16 protein-coding genes are annotated in these 19,997 nt (G+C 57.2%); 13 read left to right on the forward strand and 3 right to left on the reverse strand.

Annotated features, from left to right (window positions below; all coding sequences use genetic code 11):
* The first annotated feature begins 3 nt into the window (after positions 1–3).
* The 9 genes from sdhA to GIR22_RS13485 all read left to right on the forward strand — a co-directional run bounded on the left by sdhA (position 4) and on the right by GIR22_RS13485 (position 13,364).
* A complete protein-coding gene (gene sdhA / locus GIR22_RS13445; RefSeq protein WP_154743788.1) occupies positions 4–1,779 on the forward strand; it encodes a succinate dehydrogenase flavoprotein subunit in 1,776 nt (591 codons plus the stop codon).
* Positions 1,780–1,790: 11 nt separating this feature from the next.
* Positions 1,791–2,495 carry a succinate dehydrogenase iron-sulfur subunit gene (locus GIR22_RS13450; RefSeq protein WP_154743789.1) on the forward strand — a complete coding sequence of 235 codons (705 nt, stop codon included), beginning with the start codon at positions 1,791–1,793 and terminating at the stop codon, positions 2,493–2,495.
* Between the two features lie 260 nt (positions 2,496–2,755).
* Positions 2,756–5,587, forward strand: coding sequence for a 2-oxoglutarate dehydrogenase E1 component (locus tag GIR22_RS13455; RefSeq protein ID WP_154743790.1), 2,832 nt, complete (start codon positions 2,756–2,758; stop codon positions 5,585–5,587).
* 44 nt (positions 5,588–5,631) lie between these two features.
* Entirely contained in the window at positions 5,632–6,849 is a 1,218-nt protein-coding gene (odhB, locus tag GIR22_RS13460; protein ID WP_154743791.1) for a 2-oxoglutarate dehydrogenase complex dihydrolipoyllysine-residue succinyltransferase, read from the forward strand.
* Between the two features lie 101 nt (positions 6,850–6,950).
* Complete coding sequence (lpdA, locus tag GIR22_RS13465) at positions 6,951–8,387, forward strand: dihydrolipoyl dehydrogenase (RefSeq protein ID WP_154743792.1); 1,437 nt, start codon at positions 6,951–6,953, stop codon at positions 8,385–8,387.
* A gap of 213 nt (positions 8,388–8,600) precedes the next feature.
* Positions 8,601–9,767 (forward strand): ADP-forming succinate--CoA ligase subunit beta, encoded by a 1,167-nt coding sequence (gene sucC, locus GIR22_RS13470; RefSeq protein WP_094950711.1) that lies wholly within the window; start codon positions 8,601–8,603, stop codon positions 9,765–9,767.
* Complete coding sequence (gene sucD, locus GIR22_RS13475) at positions 9,767–10,648, forward strand: succinate--CoA ligase subunit alpha (protein WP_154743793.1); 882 nt, start codon at positions 9,767–9,769, stop codon at positions 10,646–10,648. Before sucC ends, sucD begins: the two co-directional genes overlap by 1 nt.
* 443 nt (positions 10,649–11,091) lie before the next feature.
* Positions 11,092–12,405, forward strand: coding sequence for a branched-chain amino acid transport system II carrier protein (gene brnQ, locus GIR22_RS13480; protein ID WP_154743794.1), 1,314 nt, complete (start codon positions 11,092–11,094; stop codon positions 12,403–12,405).
* 218 nt (positions 12,406–12,623) lie between these two features.
* Positions 12,624–13,364, forward strand: coding sequence for a DUF599 domain-containing protein (locus tag GIR22_RS13485; RefSeq protein ID WP_154743795.1), 741 nt, complete (start codon positions 12,624–12,626; stop codon positions 13,362–13,364).
* 158 nt (positions 13,365–13,522) lie between these two features.
* Here GIR22_RS13485 and GIR22_RS13490 read toward each other — a convergent pair whose 3' ends face one another.
* A complete protein-coding gene (locus GIR22_RS13490) occupies positions 13,523–13,780 on the reverse strand; it encodes a hypothetical protein (RefSeq protein WP_154743796.1) in 258 nt (85 codons plus the stop codon).
* 400 nt (positions 13,781–14,180) lie between these two features.
* Between GIR22_RS13490 and htpG the strand changes: the two genes are divergently transcribed.
* Positions 14,181–16,085, forward strand: coding sequence for a molecular chaperone HtpG (htpG, locus tag GIR22_RS13495; protein WP_154743797.1), 1,905 nt, complete (start codon positions 14,181–14,183; stop codon positions 16,083–16,085).
* A gap of 68 nt (positions 16,086–16,153) precedes the next feature.
* The gene (locus GIR22_RS13500) at positions 16,154–16,882 is read left to right on the forward strand and encodes a dienelactone hydrolase family protein (protein ID WP_154743798.1); all 729 of its coding nucleotides are present in this window, start codon (positions 16,154–16,156) and stop codon (positions 16,880–16,882) included.
* A gap of 48 nt (positions 16,883–16,930) precedes the next feature.
* On the opposite strand, the gene GIR22_RS13505 is transcribed toward GIR22_RS13500, so the two are convergent.
* Both GIR22_RS13505 and GIR22_RS13510 read right to left on the reverse strand, forming a co-directional pair.
* Positions 16,931–17,797: a pirin family protein gene (locus GIR22_RS13505; protein WP_154743799.1), complete on the reverse strand. Its 867-nt coding sequence runs from the start codon at positions 17,795–17,797 to the stop codon at positions 16,931–16,933.
* 62 nt (positions 17,798–17,859) lie between these two features.
* Positions 17,860–18,276, reverse strand: coding sequence for an OsmC family protein (locus GIR22_RS13510; RefSeq protein WP_154743800.1), 417 nt, complete (start codon positions 18,274–18,276; stop codon positions 17,860–17,862).
* 138 nt (positions 18,277–18,414) lie between these two features.
* Between GIR22_RS13510 and GIR22_RS13515 the strand changes: the two genes are divergently transcribed.
* Positions 18,415–19,419, forward strand: a complete 1,005-nt coding sequence (locus GIR22_RS13515) for an amidohydrolase family protein (RefSeq protein WP_178122240.1) — start codon at positions 18,415–18,417, stop codon at positions 19,417–19,419.
* An 85-nt stretch (positions 19,420–19,504) separates the two neighbouring features.
* Positions 19,505–19,969: a DUF3859 domain-containing protein gene (locus GIR22_RS13520; RefSeq protein WP_154743801.1), complete on the forward strand. Its 465-nt coding sequence runs from the start codon at positions 19,505–19,507 to the stop codon at positions 19,967–19,969.
* Positions 19,970–19,997: the final 28 nt, after the last annotated feature.

A 19,997-nucleotide genomic window follows, 5' to 3' on the forward strand; every position in this document is an offset into this window, starting at 1 on the left:
TTCATGGCTAACACAGTTAATACACTCTCGTTCGACGCCATCATCATTGGCGGCGGCGGTGCCGGCATGCGCGCTGCGCTGCAACTGGCCCAGGGCGGTCACAAGACTGCCGTAGTCACCAAGGTGTTCCCGACCCGTTCCCACACCGTTTCGGCCCAGGGCGGCATTACCTGCGCCATCGCCTCCTCGGATCCAAACGATGACTGGCGCTGGCACATGTACGATACCGTCAAGGGTTCCGACTACATCGGTGACCAGGACGCTATCGAATACATGTGCTCCGTAGGCCCGGAAGCGGTCTTCGAGCTGGAGCACATGGGGCTGCCGTTCTCCCGTACCGAACAGGGTCGCATCTACCAGCGCCCGTTCGGCGGTCAGTCGAAAGACTTCGGTAAAGGTGGCCAGGCCGCCCGTACCTGCGCTGCAGCCGACCGTACCGGTCACGCGCTGTTGCACACCCTGTATCAAGCCAACCTGAAGGCTGGCACCGTATTCCTCAACGAATACTACGGTGTTGACCTGGTGAAGAACGAAGACGGTGCCTTTGTAGGCATGATCGTCATCTGCATCGAAACCGGCGAAACCTCTTACGTGCGGGCTAACGCCACCGTATTGGCGACCGGCGGTGCAGGCCGTATCTACTCTTCTACTACCAACGCCCTGATCAACACCGGTGACGGTATCGGCATGGCCCTGCGTGCAGGCGTTCCGGTACAAGACATCGAAATGTGGCAGTTCCACCCGACCGGCATCGCCGGCGCCGGTGTACTGGTCACCGAAGGTTGCCGTGGTGAAGGTGGTTACCTGATCAACAAGAATGGCGAGCGTTTCATGGAGCGTTATGCTCCGAACGCCAAAGACCTTGCAGGTCGTGACGTTGTAGCCCGTTCCATGGTTAAAGAGATCATCGCCGGTAATGGCTGTGGTCCCGATGGCGACCACGTGATGCTGAAACTCGATCACCTCGGTGAAGAAGTGCTGCATAGCCGTCTGCCGGGCATCATGGAGTTGTCCAAGACCTTCGCCCACGTTGACCCGGCTGTTGCGCCGATCCCGGTTGTTCCAACCTGCCACTATATGATGGGTGGCGTTGCCACCAACATTCATGGCCAGGCGATCACTCAGGACGCCGAAGGCGTCGACCAGATCATTCCTGGTCTGTTCGCAGTAGGCGAAGTGGCGTGCGTATCGGTTCACGGTGCCAACCGTCTGGGCGGCAACTCGCTGCTCGACCTGGTGGTATTCGGTCGTGCCGCTGGCCTGTTCCTGGAGCAGACCCTGAAGGAAGGCGTTGATTACGCCCGCCCTCGCCAGTCCGACATCGATGCGGCCCTGGCTCGTCTCGACGGTCTGAACGCACGTACCGACGGCGAAGACGTCGCTACCTTGCGCAAAGAGCTGCAAAGCTGCATGCAGAACTACTTCGGTGTGTTCCGTACCGGCGAATACATGCAGAAGGGCATCGCCCAGTTGGCTGACTTGCGCGGGCGCATCGCCAACGTCAAGATCAACGATAAGAGCCAGGCGTTCAACACCGCTCGTATCGAAGCCCTTGAGCTGCAAAACCTGCTGGAAGTGGCTGAAGCGACGGCGATCGCCGCCGAGGTTCGTAAAGAATCCCGTGGTGCTCACGCTCGTGAAGACTATGAAGATCGCGACGACGAAAACTGGTTGTGCCACACCCTGTACTTCCCGGGTGACAAGCGCGTAACCAAGCGTGCCGTGAACTTCTCTCCGAAGACGGTTCCGACGTTTGAACCGAAGATTCGGACTTACTAAGGGTGGCTGCCATGTTGAAAGTCAGTGTTTATCGTTACAACCCTGATCAGGACGCCGCGCCGTTCATGCAGGAGTTTCAGGTTGATACCGGTGGTAAAGACCTGATGGTGCTGGACGTGCTGGCCCTGGTTAAAGAGCAGGACGAAGGTTTCTCCTATCGTCGCTCTTGCCGTGAAGGTGTTTGTGGCTCAGACGGCATGAACATCAACGGCAAAAACGGCCTGGCGTGCATCACGCCGCTGTCCGCCGTGGTTAAAGGCAACAAGCTGATCATTCGTCCACTGCCAGGTTTGCCGGTTATCCGTGACCTGGTTGTCGATATGAGCATCTTCTACAAGCAATACGAAAAAGTTAAGCCGTTCCTGCAGAACGATACGCCGGCTCCGGCTATCGAGCGTCTGCAGTCCCCGGAAGAGCGCGAAAAGCTCGATGGTCTGTACGAGTGCATCCTGTGCGCTTGCTGCTCGACTTCCTGCCCGTCCTTCTGGTGGAACCCGGACAAGTTCCTGGGTCCAGCTGCCCTGCTGCAAGCGTACCGCTTCCTGGCAGACAGCCGTGACACCAAGACGTCCGAGCGTCTGGCTTCACTGGATGACCCGTTCAGCGTATTCCGCTGCCGCGGGATTATGAACTGCGTCAACGTATGTCCCAAAGGCCTGAACCCGACTAAGGCCATTGGTCACGTACGTAACATGTTGCTGCAAAGTGGCGTGTAACTGACGTTGTAGCAAAAGCAGGACCGTTGTGCCCGTAGATGCTACGGCGCAGGCTTCAACCGGCGCCGTAGTTTTAACCTGAGCAGCGACTTATAACGCGCGGCTCTTATTTTGAAGAAATGAGACAAGCAGGGGCATCCGGGTTGGTACCCGGACTATCAGCGTGATCCTAAGTGGCTTGTTTTGGTCGCTGCACTCGGACTTTGCAAGCAAACTCGGTGTCTTCGCCGGTGGTGTCCCCTAACCGAGGGTGACCAAGCATGCAAGAAAGCGTGATGCAGCGCATGTGGAACAGCGGCTATCTTTCAGGTGGTAACGCTGCCTATGTGGAAGAGCTTTATGAGCTCTACCTGCACGACCCTAACGCTGTGCCAGAAGAATGGCGCACCAAATTTCAGACGTTGCCCGCTGACGGCAACGCTGCCACCGATGTATCGCACGCTACAATTCGCGATCAGTTTGTGCTGCTGGCAAAGAACCAGCGCCGCGCTCAACCGGTTTCCGCCGGGAGCGTGAGCAGCGAGCACGAGAAGAAGCAAGTTGAAGTACTGCGACTGATCCAGGCCTACCGTATGCGTGGCCACCAGGCAGCCCAGCTTGACCCGCTGGGGCTGTGGCAGCGTCCTGCACCTGCAGACCTGTCGATCAATCATTACGGCTTGACCAATGCCGATCTTGATACGACCTTCCGTGCCGGCGACCTGTTCATCGGCAAAGAGGAAGCGAGCCTACGCGAAATTCACGAAGCGTTGCAGCAGACATATTGCCGCACCATCGGCGCTGAGTTCACGCATATCACCGATTCCGAGCAGCGCCACTGGTTCCAGCAGCGCCTGGAAGGCGTGCGTGGCCGTCCGGTGTACTCCGCTGACATCAAGGGCCATCTGCTTGAGCGTGTCACCGCGGGCGAAGGCCTGGAAAAGTACCTGGGGACCAAATACCCAGGCACCAAGCGTTTCGGTCTGGAAGGCGGCGAAAGCCTGATTCCGATGCTCGACGAACTGATCCAGCGTTCCGGCTCCTACGGTACCAAGGAAATCGTCATCGGCATGGCCCACCGTGGCCGTCTGAACGTACTGGTCAACACCTTCGGCAAGAACCCGCGTGAGCTGTTCGACGAGTTCGAAGGCAAGAAAAAGGTCGAGCTGGGTTCCGGTGACGTTAAATACCACCAGGGCTTCTCGTCCAACGTGATGACCACCGGCGGCGAAGTTCACCTGGCCATGGCATTCAACCCGTCCCACCTGGAAATCGTTTCCCCGGTGGTCGAGGGTTCGGTGCGTGCTCGCCAGGATCGTCGTAACGATCCGACCGGTGAAAAGGTCCTGCCAATTTCCATCCACGGTGACGCGGCATTCGCCGGGCAAGGCGTGGTCATGGAAACCTTCCAGATGTCGCAGACCCGCGGCTTCAAGACTGGCGGCACGATCCATATCGTCATCAACAACCAGGTTGGCTTCACCATCAGCAACCCGGAAGACTCCCGTTCCACCGAGTACGCCACCGACGTTGCGAAAATGATCCAGGCGCCGATCCTCCATGTAAATGGTGATGATCCGGAAGCCGTCTTGTTCGTGACCCAGTTGGCCATCGACTACCGCATGCAGTTCAAGCGTGACGTGGTGATCGATCTGGTCTGCTACCGTCGTCGCGGCCACAACGAAGCGGACGAACCAAGCGGCACCCAGCCGTTGATGTACCAGCAGATCAGCAAGCAGCGCACCACTCGTGAGCTGTACGCCGAGAGCTTGACCAAGGCCGGTGTGGTGGACGATGCACGTGTTCAGGCCAAGATCGATGAATACCGCAACGCGCTGGACAACGGTCTGCATGTAGTGAAAAGCCTGGTCAAGGAACCGAACAAAGAGCTGTTCGTTGACTGGCGTCCGTACCTGGGCCACGCCTGGACTGCGCGTCACGACACCACGTTTGATCTCAAGACCCTGCAAGAACTGTCTGCCAAGCTGCTGGAAATTCCAGACGGCTTCGTGGTGCAGCGCCAGGTTGCGAAGATCTACGAAGACCGCCAGAAAATGCAAGCCGGCGGCCTGCCGATCAACTGGGGTTATGCCGAAACCATGGCATACGCGACCCTGGCCTTCGAAGGTCACCCGATCCGTATGACCGGCCAGGACATCGGCCGTGGTACGTTCTCCCACCGTCATGCGGTGTTGCACAACCAGAAAGACGCGGGTACCTACATCCCGTTGCAGAACCTGTACAAAGGTCAGCCACGTTTCGATATGTACGATTCGTTCCTGTCCGAAGAGGCCGTACTGGCGTTCGAATACGGCTACTCCACCACCACGCCTGAAGCGTTGGTGATCTGGGAAGCCCAGTTCGGCGACTTCGCCAACGGTGCGCAGGTGGTTATCGATCAATTCATCACCAGCGGTGAGCATAAGTGGGGCCGCCTGTGTGGTCTGACCATGCTGCTGCCACACGGTTATGAAGGTCAGGGGCCGGAGCACTCCTCGGCCCGTCTGGAGCGTTACCTGCAATTGTGCGCCGAGCACAACATCCAGGTGTGCGTGCCGACTACGCCGGCCCAGATCTACCACTTGCTGCGTCGCCAGGTGATTCGTCCCCTGCGCAAGCCATTGGTAGTCCTGACGCCTAAATCGCTGTTGCGTCACAAATTGGCCATCTCGACCCTGGAAGATCTGGCCGAAGGTTCGTTCCAGACCGTTATTCCGGAAATCGATGCGCTTGACCCGAAAAAGGTCACCCGTCTCGTGCTGGCGAGCGGCAAGGTCTATTACGACCTGCTGGAAAAACGCCGTGCCGAAGGTCGTGACGACATCGCCATCGTGCGTCTTGAGCAGTTGTACCCATTCCCTGAGGACGACTTGATTGAAGTCCTGGCTCCTTATTCCAACCTCAAACACATCGTTTGGTGCCAGGAAGAGCCGATGAACCAGGGTGCCTGGTACTGCAGCCAGCATCACATGCGTCGCATCGTTGGCGGTCACAACAAGTCTCTCGTACTCGAGTACGCGGGCCGTGACGCCTCTGCTGCACCTGCTTGTGGTTATGCATCGATGCACGCCGAGCAGCAGGCAAAACTGCTGCAAGATGCTTTCACTGTTTAACGCCTTCGCGCTGACTGAAACCGAATTTTAAGGACCTACAGATAATGGCTATCGAAATCAAAGCCCCCTCATTCCCGGAATCGGTTGCCGATGGCACCGTTGCCACCTGGCACAAGAAGCCAGGCGAAGCCGTCAAGCGTGACGACCTGATCGTCGACATCGAGACCGATAAAGTCGTACTCGAAGTACTGGCCGAAGCCGACGGCGTCCTGGGCGCCATCGTTGCCGAAGAGGGCGCTACCGTCCTGTCCAACCAGGTGCTGGGCTCGATCGAGGAGGGCAGTGCCGCTGCCGCTCCAGCCGCTGCTGCTCCGGCTGCGGCCCAGGCTGCTGCTCCCGCCGACGCTGGCGAAGACGATCCTGTTGCTGCACCGGCTGCTCGCAAGCTGGCTGAAGAGAACGGTATCAACATCGCTTCCGTTGCCGGCACCGGCAAAGGCGGTCGTGTGACCAAGGAAGACGTGGTTGCAGCCGTTGCTGCCAAGAAAGCCGCTCCGGCTGCCGCGCCTGCCAAGGCTGCCGCCCCGGCTGCCGCTGCTCCTGTGTTCGCCGCAGGCGATCGCACCGAGAAGCGCGTGCCGATGACCCGCGTTCGCGCCACCGTGGCCAAGCGCCTGGTTGAAGCTCAGTCGAACATGGCGATGCTGACTACTTTCAACGAAGTGGACATGACCGAAGTCATGGCCTTGCGTTCGAAGTACAAGGATCTCTTTGAGAAGAGCCATAACGGTGTGCGCCTGGGCTTCATGTCGTTCTTCGTGAAAGCGGCCACCGAAGCGCTGAAGCGTTTCCCGGCGGTCAATGCTTCCATCGATGGCAGCGACATCGTTTACCATGGTTATGCAGACGTCGGCGTTGCCGTCTCCAGCGACCGTGGCCTGGTGGTGCCGGTGTTGCGTAACGCCGAGCTGATGAGCCTGGCTGAAATCGAAGGCGGCATTGCCGGTTTTGGCAAGAAAGCCCGTGACGGCAAGCTGACCATCGACGAGATGACCGGCGGTACTTTCACCATCACCAACGGTGGTACTTTCGGTTCGATGATGTCGACCCCGATTGTCAACCCGCCGCAAGCCGCAATCCTGGGTATGCACAACATTCTGCAGCGTCCTATGGCAATCAACGGTCAAGTCGTGATCCGTCCGATGATGTACCTGGCCCTGTCTTACGATCACCGCCTGATCGACGGTAAAGAAGCCGTGACGTTCCTGGTGACCATCAAGAACCTGCTGGAAGACCCGGCCCGCTTGCTCCTGGATATTTGATTGAAGCAGTTTCAAGTTGCAAGGCTACAAGCTGCAAGAAAAAGCAGCTTGGCTTGCGGCTTGAAGCTTGAAGCTTGCCGCTAAATAGAGGATCTATTTTCATGTCTCAGAAATTTGACGTTGTAGTGATTGGTGCGGGCCCTGGCGGTTACGTTGCCGCCATCAAGGCCGCACAACTGGGCCTCTCGACTGCTTGCATCGAAAAGTACACTGACAAGGAAGGCAAACTGGCGCTGGGCGGTACTTGCCTGAACGTTGGCTGCATTCCTTCCAAGGCGCTGCTGGACAGCTCCTGGAAATTCCACGAAGCCCAGGACGGTTTTGCCATCCACGGCATCAACCACGCTGGCGTGACCATGGACGTGCCAGCGATGGTCGGCCGCAAGGCCAACATTGTTAAAGGCCTGACTTCCGGCGTTGCTACCCTGTTCAAGGCTAATGGCGTCACTTCCCTGCAAGGTCACGGCAAACTGCTGGCCGGCAAGAAAGTTGAAATCACCAAGCCTGACGGTTCGACCGAAATCATCGAAGCCGAGAACGTGATCCTGGCTCCAGGTTCGCGTCCAATCGACATTCCACCGGCTCCAGTGGACAACAACGTTATCGTTGATTCCACCGGCGCCCTGGAATTCCAATCGGTTCCAAAACGTCTGGGCGTGATCGGCGCTGGCGTGATCGGTCTGGAACTAGGTTCGGTCTGGTCCCGCCTGGGTTCTGAAGTTACCGTACTGGAAGCTCTTGATACGTTCCTGCTGGCTGCCGACACCGCGGTTTCCAAAGAAGCCTTGAAGACCCTGACCAAACAAGGTCTGGACATCAAGCTGGGCGCTCGCGTGACCGGTTCCAAGGTCAAGGGCGAAGAAGTCGTTGTGACCTACACCGACAAGGATGGCGAACAAACCATCATTTTCGACAAGCTGATCGTAGCCGTTGGTCGTCGTCCTGTGACCACTGATCTGCTGGCTGCTGACAGTGGCGTGAACATCGACGAGCGTGGTTTCATCCACGTTGACGATCACTGCGCCACCACCGTCCCGGGCGTCTTCGCCATTGGTGACGTGGTTCGTGGCATGATGTTGGCCCACAAGGCATCCGAAGAAGGCATCATGGTTGTCGAGCGCATCAAGGGTCACAAGACCCAGATGAACTACGACCTGATTCCATCGGTTATCTACACCCATCCGGAAATTGCATGGGTCGGTAAAAACGAACAGCAGTTGAAAGCTGAAGGCGTTGAAGTTAACGTCGGCACCTTCCCGTTTGCCGCTTCGGGCCGTGCCATGGCAGCCAACGACACCGGTGGCTTTGTCAAAGTCATCGCTGATGCCAAGACTGACCGCGTTTTGGGCGTCCACGTGATTGGCCCGAGCGCTGCCGAACTGGTTCAGCAGGGCGCAATCGGTATGGAATTCGGCACCAGTGCCGAGGATCTGGGCATGATGGTCTTCTCCCATCCGACCCTGTCTGAAGCGTTGCACGAAGCAGCGTTGGCAGTGAATGGCGGCGCCATCCACATCGCCAACCGCAAGAAGCGCTAAGCGAGATAATAAGAAACCACGGCGGTTGCCCGTCGTGAGCCTTGCGCGCAAGTCTCACCGCGGAATATCCGCTGGACGCAGTCTTGTGCGGTTTTGCGACCCAAAGCCCAGGCTTTTGGTAGTGGAACGGCACAAGCAGCAGTCACAGGTGGCGCGGCACTCATCAAGAGCGCAGCGCCGAATGCGCAGTACCTAACGAAGACGGTAATAAGCATGAATCTTCACGAGTATCAGGGTAAGCAGCTGTTCGCTGAATACGGACTGCCAGTATCCAAGGGTTACGCAGTAGACACCCCGGAAGCAGCAGCAGAAGCGTGCGACAAAATTGGTGGCACCGAGTGGGTTGTCAAAGCCCAGGTCCACGCTGGTGGTCGCGGTAAAGCGGGCGGCGTCAAGCTGGTTCGCAGCAAAGAAGACGCCAAGGCCTTCGCACAGCAGTGGCTGGGCAAGCGTCTGGTGACTTACCAGACTGATGCCAACGGTCAGCCAGTCACCAAGATCCTGGTTGAGTCGTGCACTGATATCGCTAAAGAGCTGTACCTGGGCGCTGTCGTTGACCGTTCGAGCCGTCGCATCGTGTTCATGGCATCCACCGAAGGTGGCGTGGATATCGAGAAGATCGCTCACGAAACCCCAGAAAAAATTCTGAAAGCCACTATCGATCCACTGGTTGGCGCCCAGCCATTCCAGGGTCGCGAGCTGGCATTCCAGTTGGGTCTGGAAGGCAAGCAAGTTACTCAGTTCGCCAAGATCTTCGTAGGCCTGGCCAAACTGTTCAAGGATCACGATCTGGCCCTGCTGGAAGTGAACCCGCTGGTGATCAAGGCTGACGGCGATCTGCATTGCCTCGATGCCAAGATCAACATCGACGCCAACGCCATGTACCGTCAGCCTAAGCTGAAGACTTTCCACGATCCGTCCCAAGACGATCCGCGCGAAGCGCACGCTGCCAAGTTCGAACTGAACTATGTAGCCCTGGAAGGTAACATCGGCTGCATGGTCAACGGTGCTGGCCTGGCCATGGGTACCATGGACATCGTCAACCTGCATGGCGGCAAGCCAGCCAACTTCCTCGACGTGGGCGGTGGTGCTACCAAGGAACGCGTTACCGAAGCGTTCAAGATCATCCTGTCCGACTCCAACGTCGCCGCAGTATTGGTCAACATTTTCGGCGGCATCGTTCGTTGCGACATGATTGCCGAAGGCATCATCGGTGCAGTGAAAGAAGTCGGCGTTAAAATCCCGGTGGTTGTTCGCCTTGAAGGCAACAACGCTGAACTGGGCGCTAAAGTACTGGCAGAAAGCGGTTTGAACATCATCGCTGCTACCAGCCTGACCGACGCTGCTCAACAAGTTGTCAAAGCTGCGGAGGGCAAATAATGAGCGTCCTGATCAATAAAGACACCAAAGTTATCTGCCAGGGTATTACCGGTTCGCAAGGTAGTTTCCACACCCAGCAAGCCATCGAGTACGGCACCAAGATGGTTGGTGGTGTTACTCCTGGTAAAGGCGGCACCACTCACCTGGACTTGCCTGTCTTCAACACTGTGAAAGAAGCCGTAGAAGCCACTGGCGCCACCGCCAGCGTGATCTACGTTCCAGCTCCTTTCTGCAAGGACTCGATCCTGGAAGCTGCCTTCGGTGGTATCAAGCTGATCGTTTGCATCACCGAAGGCATTCCTACCCTGGACATGCTGGATGCCAAGGTCAAGTGCGACGAACTGGGTGTTACCCTGATCGGCCCTAACTGCCCAGGCGTGATCACTCCAGGCGAATGCAAGATCGGCATCATGCCTGGTCACATTCACTTGCCAGGTAAAGTCGGTATCGTTTCCCGTTCCGGCACCTTGACCTACGAAGCTGTTAAGCAGACTACTGACGCCGGTTTCGGTCAGTCGACTTGCGTCGGCATCGGCGGTGACCCGATCCCAGGCTCGAACTTCATCGATATCCTGAAGCTGTTCCAGGAAGACCCGAAGACCGAAGCGATCGTGATGATCGGTGAAATCGGCGGTTCGGCTGAAGAAGAAGCGGCTGCCTACATCAAGGCACACGTGACCAAGCCAGTTGTTTCCTACATCGCTGGTGTGACTGCCCCTGCGGGCAAGCGCATGGGCCATGCGGGCGCAATCATCTCTGGTGGCAAAGGCACTGCAGACGAGAAGTTTGCTGCCCTGGAAGACGCGGGCGTGAAAACCGTGCGTTCGCTGGCAGACATCGGCAAGGCTTTGTCCGAGCTGACCGGTTGGGCGGTCAAGTAAGAGCAGCTAAAAGTTGCAAGCTTCAAGCTACAAGATGAGGAGGCTTCGGCATTTTTGCTTGTAGCGATGATTGCAGCATGCTCTGTTGACGCTTTACCAACAAAGGCCACCTTCGGGTGGCCTTTGTTGTTTTAAGGGCAGCTATAAGTGGCAAGCTTTAAGCTGCAAGAGAAAAGCACGTGGTCCTTCTTGCCGCTTGAAGCTTGCCGCTTGCCGCTGTTCTTATAAGAACACGACATTAAAATGTCGCTTATCGGACAGTTCGCCCCGCAACAGTGCGTTTTCCAGGCAAATTCGTTAGGCTAGCCGCCTCTTTATGCGTGCGCATCCCAAAAGGAAGCCCCGCGCTAGACCGGTCGGTCCCCATCAGGCCCGGCAGCATTTCCCTCATCCATAGGGAAGCCCTCTCTAAATTCCGATTCAGTAGTGTGGTATTTCCTCAAATGAAAGTGTTGAAAAGCCAGGATATCCTGGCGTTGGGCTTTATGACTTTTGCCCTGTTCGTGGGCGCCGGTAACATCATCTTCCCGCCAATTGTCGGTTTGCAATCCGGGCCTCATGTCTGGATGGCAGCGCTGGGCTTCTTGATTACCGCCGTCGGCTTGCCGGTGGTCACGGTGATCGCCTTGGCCAAAGTCGGTGGTGGTATGGACGCGTTGAGCAGTCCTATCGGCAAGATCGCTGGCGGCATCCTGGCGGCCGCGTGCTACCTGGCGGTCGGTCCGTTGTTCGCCACACCGCGTACGGCGACCGTCTCCTTCGAAGTCGGCCTGGCGCCATTGACCGGAGAAAGCCCGCTGGCGCTGTTCCTCTACAGCGCGGTGTATTTCCTGCTGGTGTTCTTCATTTCCCTGTACCCGGGGCGTCTGCTAGATACCGTGGGGCGCTTCCTGGCGCCGTTGAAGATCATAGCTCTGGCCGTGCTGGGCATCGCTGCCTTTGCCTTGCCGGCCGGAGATGTGGGTGTCGCGACGCCTGAATATGTCGCTGCGCCGTTCTCTCAGGGCTTTATCAATGGTTACCTGACCATGGATACCCTTGGCGCACTGGTGTTTGGCATCGTTATCGTCAACGCCATTCGCTCCCGTGGCGTAGAGTCGCCGCAATTGATTACCCGTTATGCGATCATCGCCGGGCTGATTGCCGGTGTGGGCCTGGCGTTGGTGTACATCAGCCTGTTCCGCCTGGGTTCGGGCAGTCATGAAGTGGCCGCCGGTGCCGCCAACGGCGCAGCAGTGCTGCACGCTTACGTACAACATACCTTCGGCTCTCTGGGCAGTGGCTTTCTCGCCGTGCTGATTTCCCTGGCATGCCTGGTGACGGCCGTTGGCTTGACCTGTGCCTGTGCCGAGTATTTCAGCCGCGTACTGCCGTTGTCCTACAAAACCCTGGTAGTGATCCTTGCGGTATTTTCGTTGTTCGTGTCCAACCTGGGCCTGACCAAGCTGATTGCGTTCTCGATCCCGGTTCTCACCGCGATCTACCCGCCGTGCATCGTCTTGGTGGCACTGAGCTTCTGTAAGGATTTCTGGCAGGAGCAAGGGCGGATTGTCGGTCCGGTGATGCTGGTGTCGTTCATCTTTGGCTGCATCGACGCGCTGAAGGGCGCAGATCTGGCAGGCTGGATGCCTTCGCAACTGGCCAATCTGCCGCTGAGCGAGCAGGGACTAGCGTGGCTGGTCCCCTCAGTGATCATCCTGGTAGCCGCTGTAGGGGTTGACCGTCTGTTGGGCAAGCGCAGCGAAGCCATCGCTTAAAGTGCCTGGTCATGCACTGACATCGCTTTTTATCCATGAGAAATGCCCCGTATCAAACGATCCGGGGCATTTTTTATGGGCGTCAGGCAGTGTCTTTTTCTTTGAGCTAACGTCGAAGGTGTACGAAAAACTGAGTTTAACTCTGGTCATGTAGGAGCAGGCAAGTCAGCTCCCACATTGGGCCGCACTCCCCAAACCCTTCGTGTAAAAGGATCTGCATGTCGTTTGTCGAAGCTAATCTTATCCATTTGCTTGCTGCTCTCTGGTTTGTCATCTGCTGGGGCGGCTATACCCGTTACGCCTGTTGGAAGGCCCGTGATACGGCGTGCCTGGCCAGTGTGCTGCACTTGTACCGTGAAGACTGGATGCGCCGCATGCTGCTGCGGGACAACCGCATCGCCGATGCCAGCGTGATCGGTAACCTGGAGCGCAACGCGTCATTCTTCGCCTCCAGTACCTTGATTATCCTCGCTGGTATTTTCACCGTGCTCGGCGCTTCGGAGCGGGCAGTGTCGTTGTTGGCGGACATTCCCATGGTGCAGCAAGCCTCTCAGGGTATGTCGCAGATCAAGCTGCTGTGCCTGGCCCTGGTGTTTGTCTACGCCTTCTTCACGTTCAGTTGGTGCATGCGCCAGTACAACTTTGCGGCGGTGCTGGTGGGGTCGGCACCTATGGTCGGCGAGCGGCATATCAGCGAGCAGGAGCGCAAGGCCTTTGCTTCCCGGTCCGCACGGGTGATTTCCATGGCCGCCAACCAGTTCAATTTGGGCCTGCGTGCCTATTACTTCGGTATGACCATGTTGGCCTGGTTTGTCAGTCCGTGGCTGTTCATGCTGATGAGCAGCGGGGTAGTGCTGGTGTTATATCGTCGGGAATTCCATTCCGATGTGCTGGATGTGATGGTCTACACCCCGACTGAGGCGCCTTTGCCTGAGTTGAATAAGGACGCGACTTCGTGACCTTGCCTGTGGGGAGCTGTTTTCGTTATTGCTGATGCTTAGTCCAGGTTTTCGTACTTTGCGTTTCTGAACAATTGCCCGGGCAAAAGAAAGCCCGCACTAGGCGGGCTTTCTTTTGCAGCATGGTTTTTCAACCCACGGCGTTCAAGTCTTCAGACTCAAGAACCGGTTGCTGGTGCTGCTGGTGCTGCAGGTGCTTCTTCTACTGCTGCTTCATTCGATTCCTGCTGGGCTTTGGCAGCATCAGCGTTTTCTTTTGCAGCGTCGTTCACTTTATCCTGAGCTTCGCTCATTTTTTCTTGAGCTTGTTCAGCGTGTTGAGTGGCATCCTGAGCTTTGTCTTCGGATTTATTATCGCAGGCAGCGAGGCCCAGGGCGGCGGCTAACATCAAGGAAACAGCGAAAGTCTTGCGCATGGGGTGTTTCTCCTTATTGAAGATATCTACTGGCCTTTCGAGCCTGTGGTGAGCGCTTAGTTCCTTTAATCCCACAGATATATAAGCGTTTTCGTCATGGAACTTTTATCTGGGATTACAACTCTGCCAGATTAACACTAATAAGAGTCGCTATTAAATGACCGAGAACCTTCTTTTAGAGCGGGCCACGGGTTTTGTTTCAGCCTTGCGCGATTGCCTGGTACTGAATATTCAGATTGCAAAGCACCCAGGCCGAACCTGTCGCCACCGCTCGGGCCCATTTCAAAATCCAGGAGCATGCCCACCCTTGAAATCCTGGTCTTAGCCCCCAACTTTGATGACAACCCACCGCCAACCCTCAAGGGCGCGGCCACTGCCATCCAATTGGAGTTAGATGACCATGAGTGTGGAAACTCAAAAGGAAACCCTGGGCTTCCAGACCGAGGTGAAGCAACTGCTGCACCTCATGATCCATTCGCTGTATTCCAACAAGGAAATTTTCCTTCGCGAATTGATCTCGAACGCCTCTGATGCTGTCGACAAATTGCGTTTCGAAGCCCTGTCCAAGCCTGAGTTGCTGGAAGGCGGCGCGGAACTGAAAATCCGTGTGAGCTACGACAAAGACGCCAAAACCGTCACCCTCGAAGACAACGGTATCGGCATGAGCCGCGAGGATGTGATCACCCATTTGGGGACCATCGCCAAATCTGGCACCGCTGATTTCATGAAGAACCTGTCTGGCGACCAGAAAAAAGATTCACACCTGATTGGCCAGTTTGGCGTTGGTTTCTACTCCGCGTTCATTGTTGCCGACCAGGTTGAAGTGTTCAGCCGCCGTGCCGGCCTTGCCGCCAGCGAAGGCGTGCATTGGTCTTCCAAGGGCGAGGGCGAGTTTGAAGTCGCAACGGTCGAGAAGACTGATCGCGGTACCCGCATTGTCCTGCATTTGAAGTCTGGTGAAGACGAGTTCGCCGATGGCTGGCGCTTGCGTAATATCATCAAGAAGTACTCCGACCATATCGCACTGCCGATTGAGTTGCCGAAAGAACAAGCGGCGGCCGAAGGCGAAGAGGCACCTGCCCAGGAATGGGAAGTCGTCAACCGCGCGAGCGCCTTGTGGACTCGTCCTCGTACTGAAGTAAAAGACGAGGAATACCAGGAGTTCTACAAGCACATCGCCCACGATTACGAAAACCCGCTGAGCTGGAGCCACAACAAAGTTGAAGGCAAGCTGGAATACAGCTCGCTGCTCTACGTACCGGCCCGTGCTCCGTTCGACCTGTACCAGCGTGAAGCCCCGAAAGGCCTGAAGCTGTACGTGCAGCGCGTGTTCGTCATGGACCAGGCGGAATCCTTCCTGCCACTGTACCTGCGTTTTATCAAAGGCGTGGTTGATTCCAACGACTTGTCGCTGAACGTGTCGCGGGAAATCCTGCAGAAAGACCCGATCATCGATTCCATGAAGTCGGCGCTGACCAAGCGTGTCCTCGACATGCTGGAAAAACTGGCGAAGAACGAGCCTGAGCAATACAAGGGTTTCTGGAAAAACTTCGGTCAGGTCATGAAAGAAGGCCCGGCGGAAGATTTTGCCAACAAGGAAAAAATCGCCGGCCTGTTGCGTTTCGCCTCCACCCAGGGCGAAGAGGGCGAGCAGGTTGTGTCGTTGGCTGAATACCTGGCACGCGCCAAGGAAGGTCAGGACAAGATTTACTACCTGACCGGCGAAACCTACGCCCAGGTCAAGAACAGCCCGCATCTGGAAGTCTTCCGCAAGAAAGGCATCGAAGTGCTGCTGCTCACCGATCGTATCGACGAGTGGTTGATGAGCTACCTCAGCGAGTTCGACAGCAAGAGCTTTGTCGACGTGGCCCGTGGCGACTTGGACTTGGGTAACCTGGACTCCGAAGAAGAGAAGAAAGAAGCCGAAGAAGTGGCCAAGGCCAAAGAAGGCCTGGTTGAGCGGATCAAGACTGCCTTGGGCGATGCTGTCAGCGAAGTGCGGGTTTCCCACCGTCTGACCGACTCTCCAGCGATCCTGGCCATCGGCGAGCAGGACCTGGGCATGCAGATGCGCCAGATTCTGGAAGCCAGCGGTCAGAAGGTTCCGGACTCCAAGCCGATCTTCGAATTCAACCCGGCTCACCCGCTGATCGGGAAACTTGACGGCGAGCAGAGCGAAGAGCGCTTTGGCGACCTGTCGCATATCCTCTTCGACCAGGCAGCCCTGGCTGCTGGCGACAGCTTGAAAGACCCGGCCGCCTATGTGCGCCGACTGAACAAGTTGTTGGTTGAATTGTCGGTTTAACACCGTTGTAAGAAAACCCCGCTTCGGCGGGGTTTTTCGTTATGGACCCCCTTCAATTGGAGAAAATGATGAGCCAAGTCACCGTGCGTTCTGTGGTCTATCAGATTGATGGCCAAACTTACGAAAGTCGGCTGGCCTTTGATGCCAGCCATAAAGGTTCGCTGCCAGGGTTGTTGATGGCGCCAAACTGGATGGGGGTTGGTGCGGGTGCCGAGGAAATCGCCAGGACCGTCGCCGGCAAGGGTTACGTGGTGCTGATCGCCGACCTGTATGGGCAGGGTGTTCGTCCTTCCAACGGCGACGAGGCGGGCGCGGCGATGATGCCGTTGAAGAACGACCGTGCGTTGCTGAACAAGCGCATGCAAGTGGCGTTTGAGCAACTGCAAGGCCAGACCGAAGCGGCAGTCGACACTTCGAAACTGGCAACCTTCGGTTTCTGCTTCGGCGGTTGCTGCTCTCTTGAGCTGGCCCGTACCGGTGCGCCGTTGAAGGCCGCAGTGTCGTTCCACGGTACCCTCGACACGCCAAACCCGGCGGATGCGAAGAACATCAAGGGCTCAGTACTGGTGCTGCATGGCGCTGCCGACCCACTGGTGCCGAAAGAGCAACTGCCGGCGTTTGAGGAAGAAATGAATGCCGCCGGTGTGGATTGGCAATTGCTCAGCTATGGCGGTGCGGTGCACTCGTTTACCGACCCCCATGCCAATGTGCCGGGCAAGATGATGTATGACGCGAAAACCGCTGCGCGGGCTTTCCTGTCGATGCACAACCTGTTGGATGAAGTGTTCAAGGGTTGATGTGTTCAGCCCCTGTGATCGTTCCCATGCTCCGCGTGGGAGCGATCATCAGTTGCCCGGCAACTCAATCCGCTCAACTTCCCCAGGTACAGTCGGCCAATCCCCGGCGGTCCAACGCTGCCGCGCCTGCTCGATCAGCGCCGGATCGCTCGCCACGAAGTTCCAGTTGATCCGCCGTGGCCCATCCAGTGGTGCGCCGCCAAACACCACCAGATGGCAGTCAGTTTCGGCAAACAGCGTGATGCTCTGGCCTACAGGCAGCACCACCAGGCTATGAACCTCCACGGAGACGCCGTCCAGTTGCGCTTCACCCTGCAGCACATACACCGCCCGTTCCTCATGCTCATCCGGGATCAATAGCGTCGTGGCCGTCTGCATCTCTACTTCGGCATACAACGTTGGTGACAGCACCGGCACCGGCGATTTCAGGCAGAAGCCGCTGCCGGCGATCAGGCGAATTTTCACGCCCAGGTTGTCACTCACTGGCAGGCTCGCGGCGGGGTGATGGCTGTAGTGCCCAGGCCCTTGCTCATGCTCTTTGGGCGAGGCCAGCCATACTTGCAACCCATGCAGGCTGAAACCGCTGGCCTTTAGGGCTTCTGGCGTGCGTTCGACGTGGGCAATGGCGCTGCCGGCAGTCATCCAACTGACATCCCCGGTCTTGACCTCCTGGTCTGAGCCCAGGCTGTCCTTGTGCAGGAGTTCACCTTCAAACAGGTAGGTCAGGGTGGACAGGCCGATATGGGGATGCTGGCGGATGTTCATGCCGGTGCCCGGCGCGTAGCGAGTTTCGAGCATGTGGTCGAAAAACACGAAAGGCCCTACGCTGCGACATTCCCTTGAAGGCAGCGGGCGCAGGATCGGTTGGCCCTCCACATCTTCGGCGCGAGGGCGGATCACGGTCATGGTGGTCATGGTGCTTCCCAATCTGAGCGGGTTAGGCTTGGGAGCATAACCCGCTCGATGGGATGTTACTGCTATTGGCTGAAGGCACCTTCCGAAAGCTGGGTTTCAATGGTGACTTCAGCGGTGGTCATCAGCTTGTGTACCGGGCAGCGATCGGCCACGCGGTGCAGTTCGTCGCGCTGTTCATCGGTGAGCACGCCCTTGAGGGTCAGCTTGACGTTGAGTTTGTACTTGCCCTTTTGCTCCTCGGTACTGTCGTGGGTGACTTCCACGGTCACGCCGGTGAGCGGGATGTCCTTTTTCTGCGCGTACAGCTTGAGGGTCAGGGCTTTGCATGAAGCAAGGGCGGCATCGAAGTAGTCATGGGGGGAGGGCGCCGAGTCATCGCCACCCAGGCTTTTGGGCAGGTCGGTAAACAGTTCGTGTTTATTGACGTGGACGCTATGGCGAAAGTTCTCGGCGTTCAGCGTATTCACGGTAACAGGCATGGCGAACCTCACAAGGTGACGGGATAAAGGTCATGCAGTTATAGAACATGCTGGCATCTTGGTGTTCCCTGTTTTTCGTCGCTGAACCCCGGCGGACATCTTGAGGTCTACCTTCATCAGCCCTGTGGAGATTCTGTCGTGCCATTGATCCGTTTGAGTGTTGCCCTGTTGTTGGCTGCCGCCAGCCTTGGCGCACAAGCTCGCGACTATGCCTACAGTGATGCGCACCTGCATTACGTCGATTTCTTCCAGGAAACGGCGGGGATGGACAAGTTGCTCAAGGTCATGGCGGATAATCACATCGAGCACGTGATGATTTCCGGCATTCCGGTCGCGAAAAAATGGCACGAAGATGAACCCAAGCGTCCGCGCTATTACGCCGGTGATGATGCCGATGCCTATTGGTACAGTGCCACCGACGTGATCGTGGCAGCAGCGATGAATAAATTGGCACCTGAGCAACGTCGACACTTCCATCCGTTCCTCGCCGGTTTCAACCCCAACGACAAGAATTCCGCCGCTCATATTCAGCGCATGCTCGACCTCAATCCCGGGCTGTGGCAAGGCATTGGCGAAGTGTTTACCCGTCATGACGACCTGACGGCACTGACCTCTGGGGATACCCCAAGGGCCAACAACGAGGCGATGACCCTGATCTATCACCTGGCTGCCGAAAATGATCTGCCGGTGATGGTGCATTCCAACATCACCTCCAAGCGTGAGCGCAATCCGTTGTACCTGGCGGAAATCGAGGAGCCGCTGCGTAATCATCCTCACACGCGGTTTATCTGGGCGCACGCGGGCACCAGTATGGAGATTCATCGCCACCAGACGCAGTTGGAGTTTTTGCTGCCGACCTTGAGTCGAATGCTGGAGGCTTATCCCAACTTGTACATCGACCTGTCCTGGAGCGTGCTCACGCCGTATTTGCTGGATGAGGCGGGCAATCCACGGCCTGAGTGGGTACGGCTGGTAGAGCGCTTCCCGGAGCGCTTTATGCTTGGTTCCGATGTTGTGGGACGTTTCAGTAATCTGGGGGAGAAAATGCATAGCTTCGATTCGTTCCTCGATGCCTTGCCTGAAGACGTTGCGCGAAAAGTCGCACGGGACAATTTCCTGGCGATTCTGCCCAAGCCCCTGTAGGCGTGAGGGGTAGGCCCGCACGTATTGTCATCGTCCCGTCACACCGGCGTCATAAGCTCCCGCCATCTCAACCAAGGAGCGCACTATGCAACTCACCCGTTTAAGCGCCCTGGCGGCGCTGATGATGATCAGCAGCCTGGCCAGCGCCGAAGTCCGTATTGAAGGCCCGGTGGAGTACGGAGTGTTTGATGGCCCGCAAGCCGAGTTGCAATCGGGAGAGCGCGTGTTGCGTCGCAGTAATGAGCAAATCCAGACGACCCAGGAGGTGCCTGCCAAGCTGGGCACCAAGTTCGGCCTGCGTTATCAACTGGTTGGTAAGGTCGCCGATGACACACCGTTGACCTTGCTTTATTTCACCCCCGGTATCCGTACTCCGGATGGCATTCGCCATGACAAGTTCGAAGTCACACAGAAACTGGTGCCTGGCGCGCCTCAGGATGTGATGGCCTATGAGTTCACCGAGGGCCACGAAGTGGTTCCGGGAGATTGGCGTTTCATGGTGTTCCAGGGTGACCGCCTGCTGACCGAAAAGAGCTTCACTGTTCGCTGAAGCCCGTGGCGGATGATGTGAGGGTATT

Origin of the sequence: Pseudomonas karstica (genome assembly GCF_009707515.1) — a bacterium.
Lineage (GTDB): Bacteria > Pseudomonadota > Gammaproteobacteria > Pseudomonadales > Pseudomonadaceae > Aquipseudomonas > Aquipseudomonas karstica.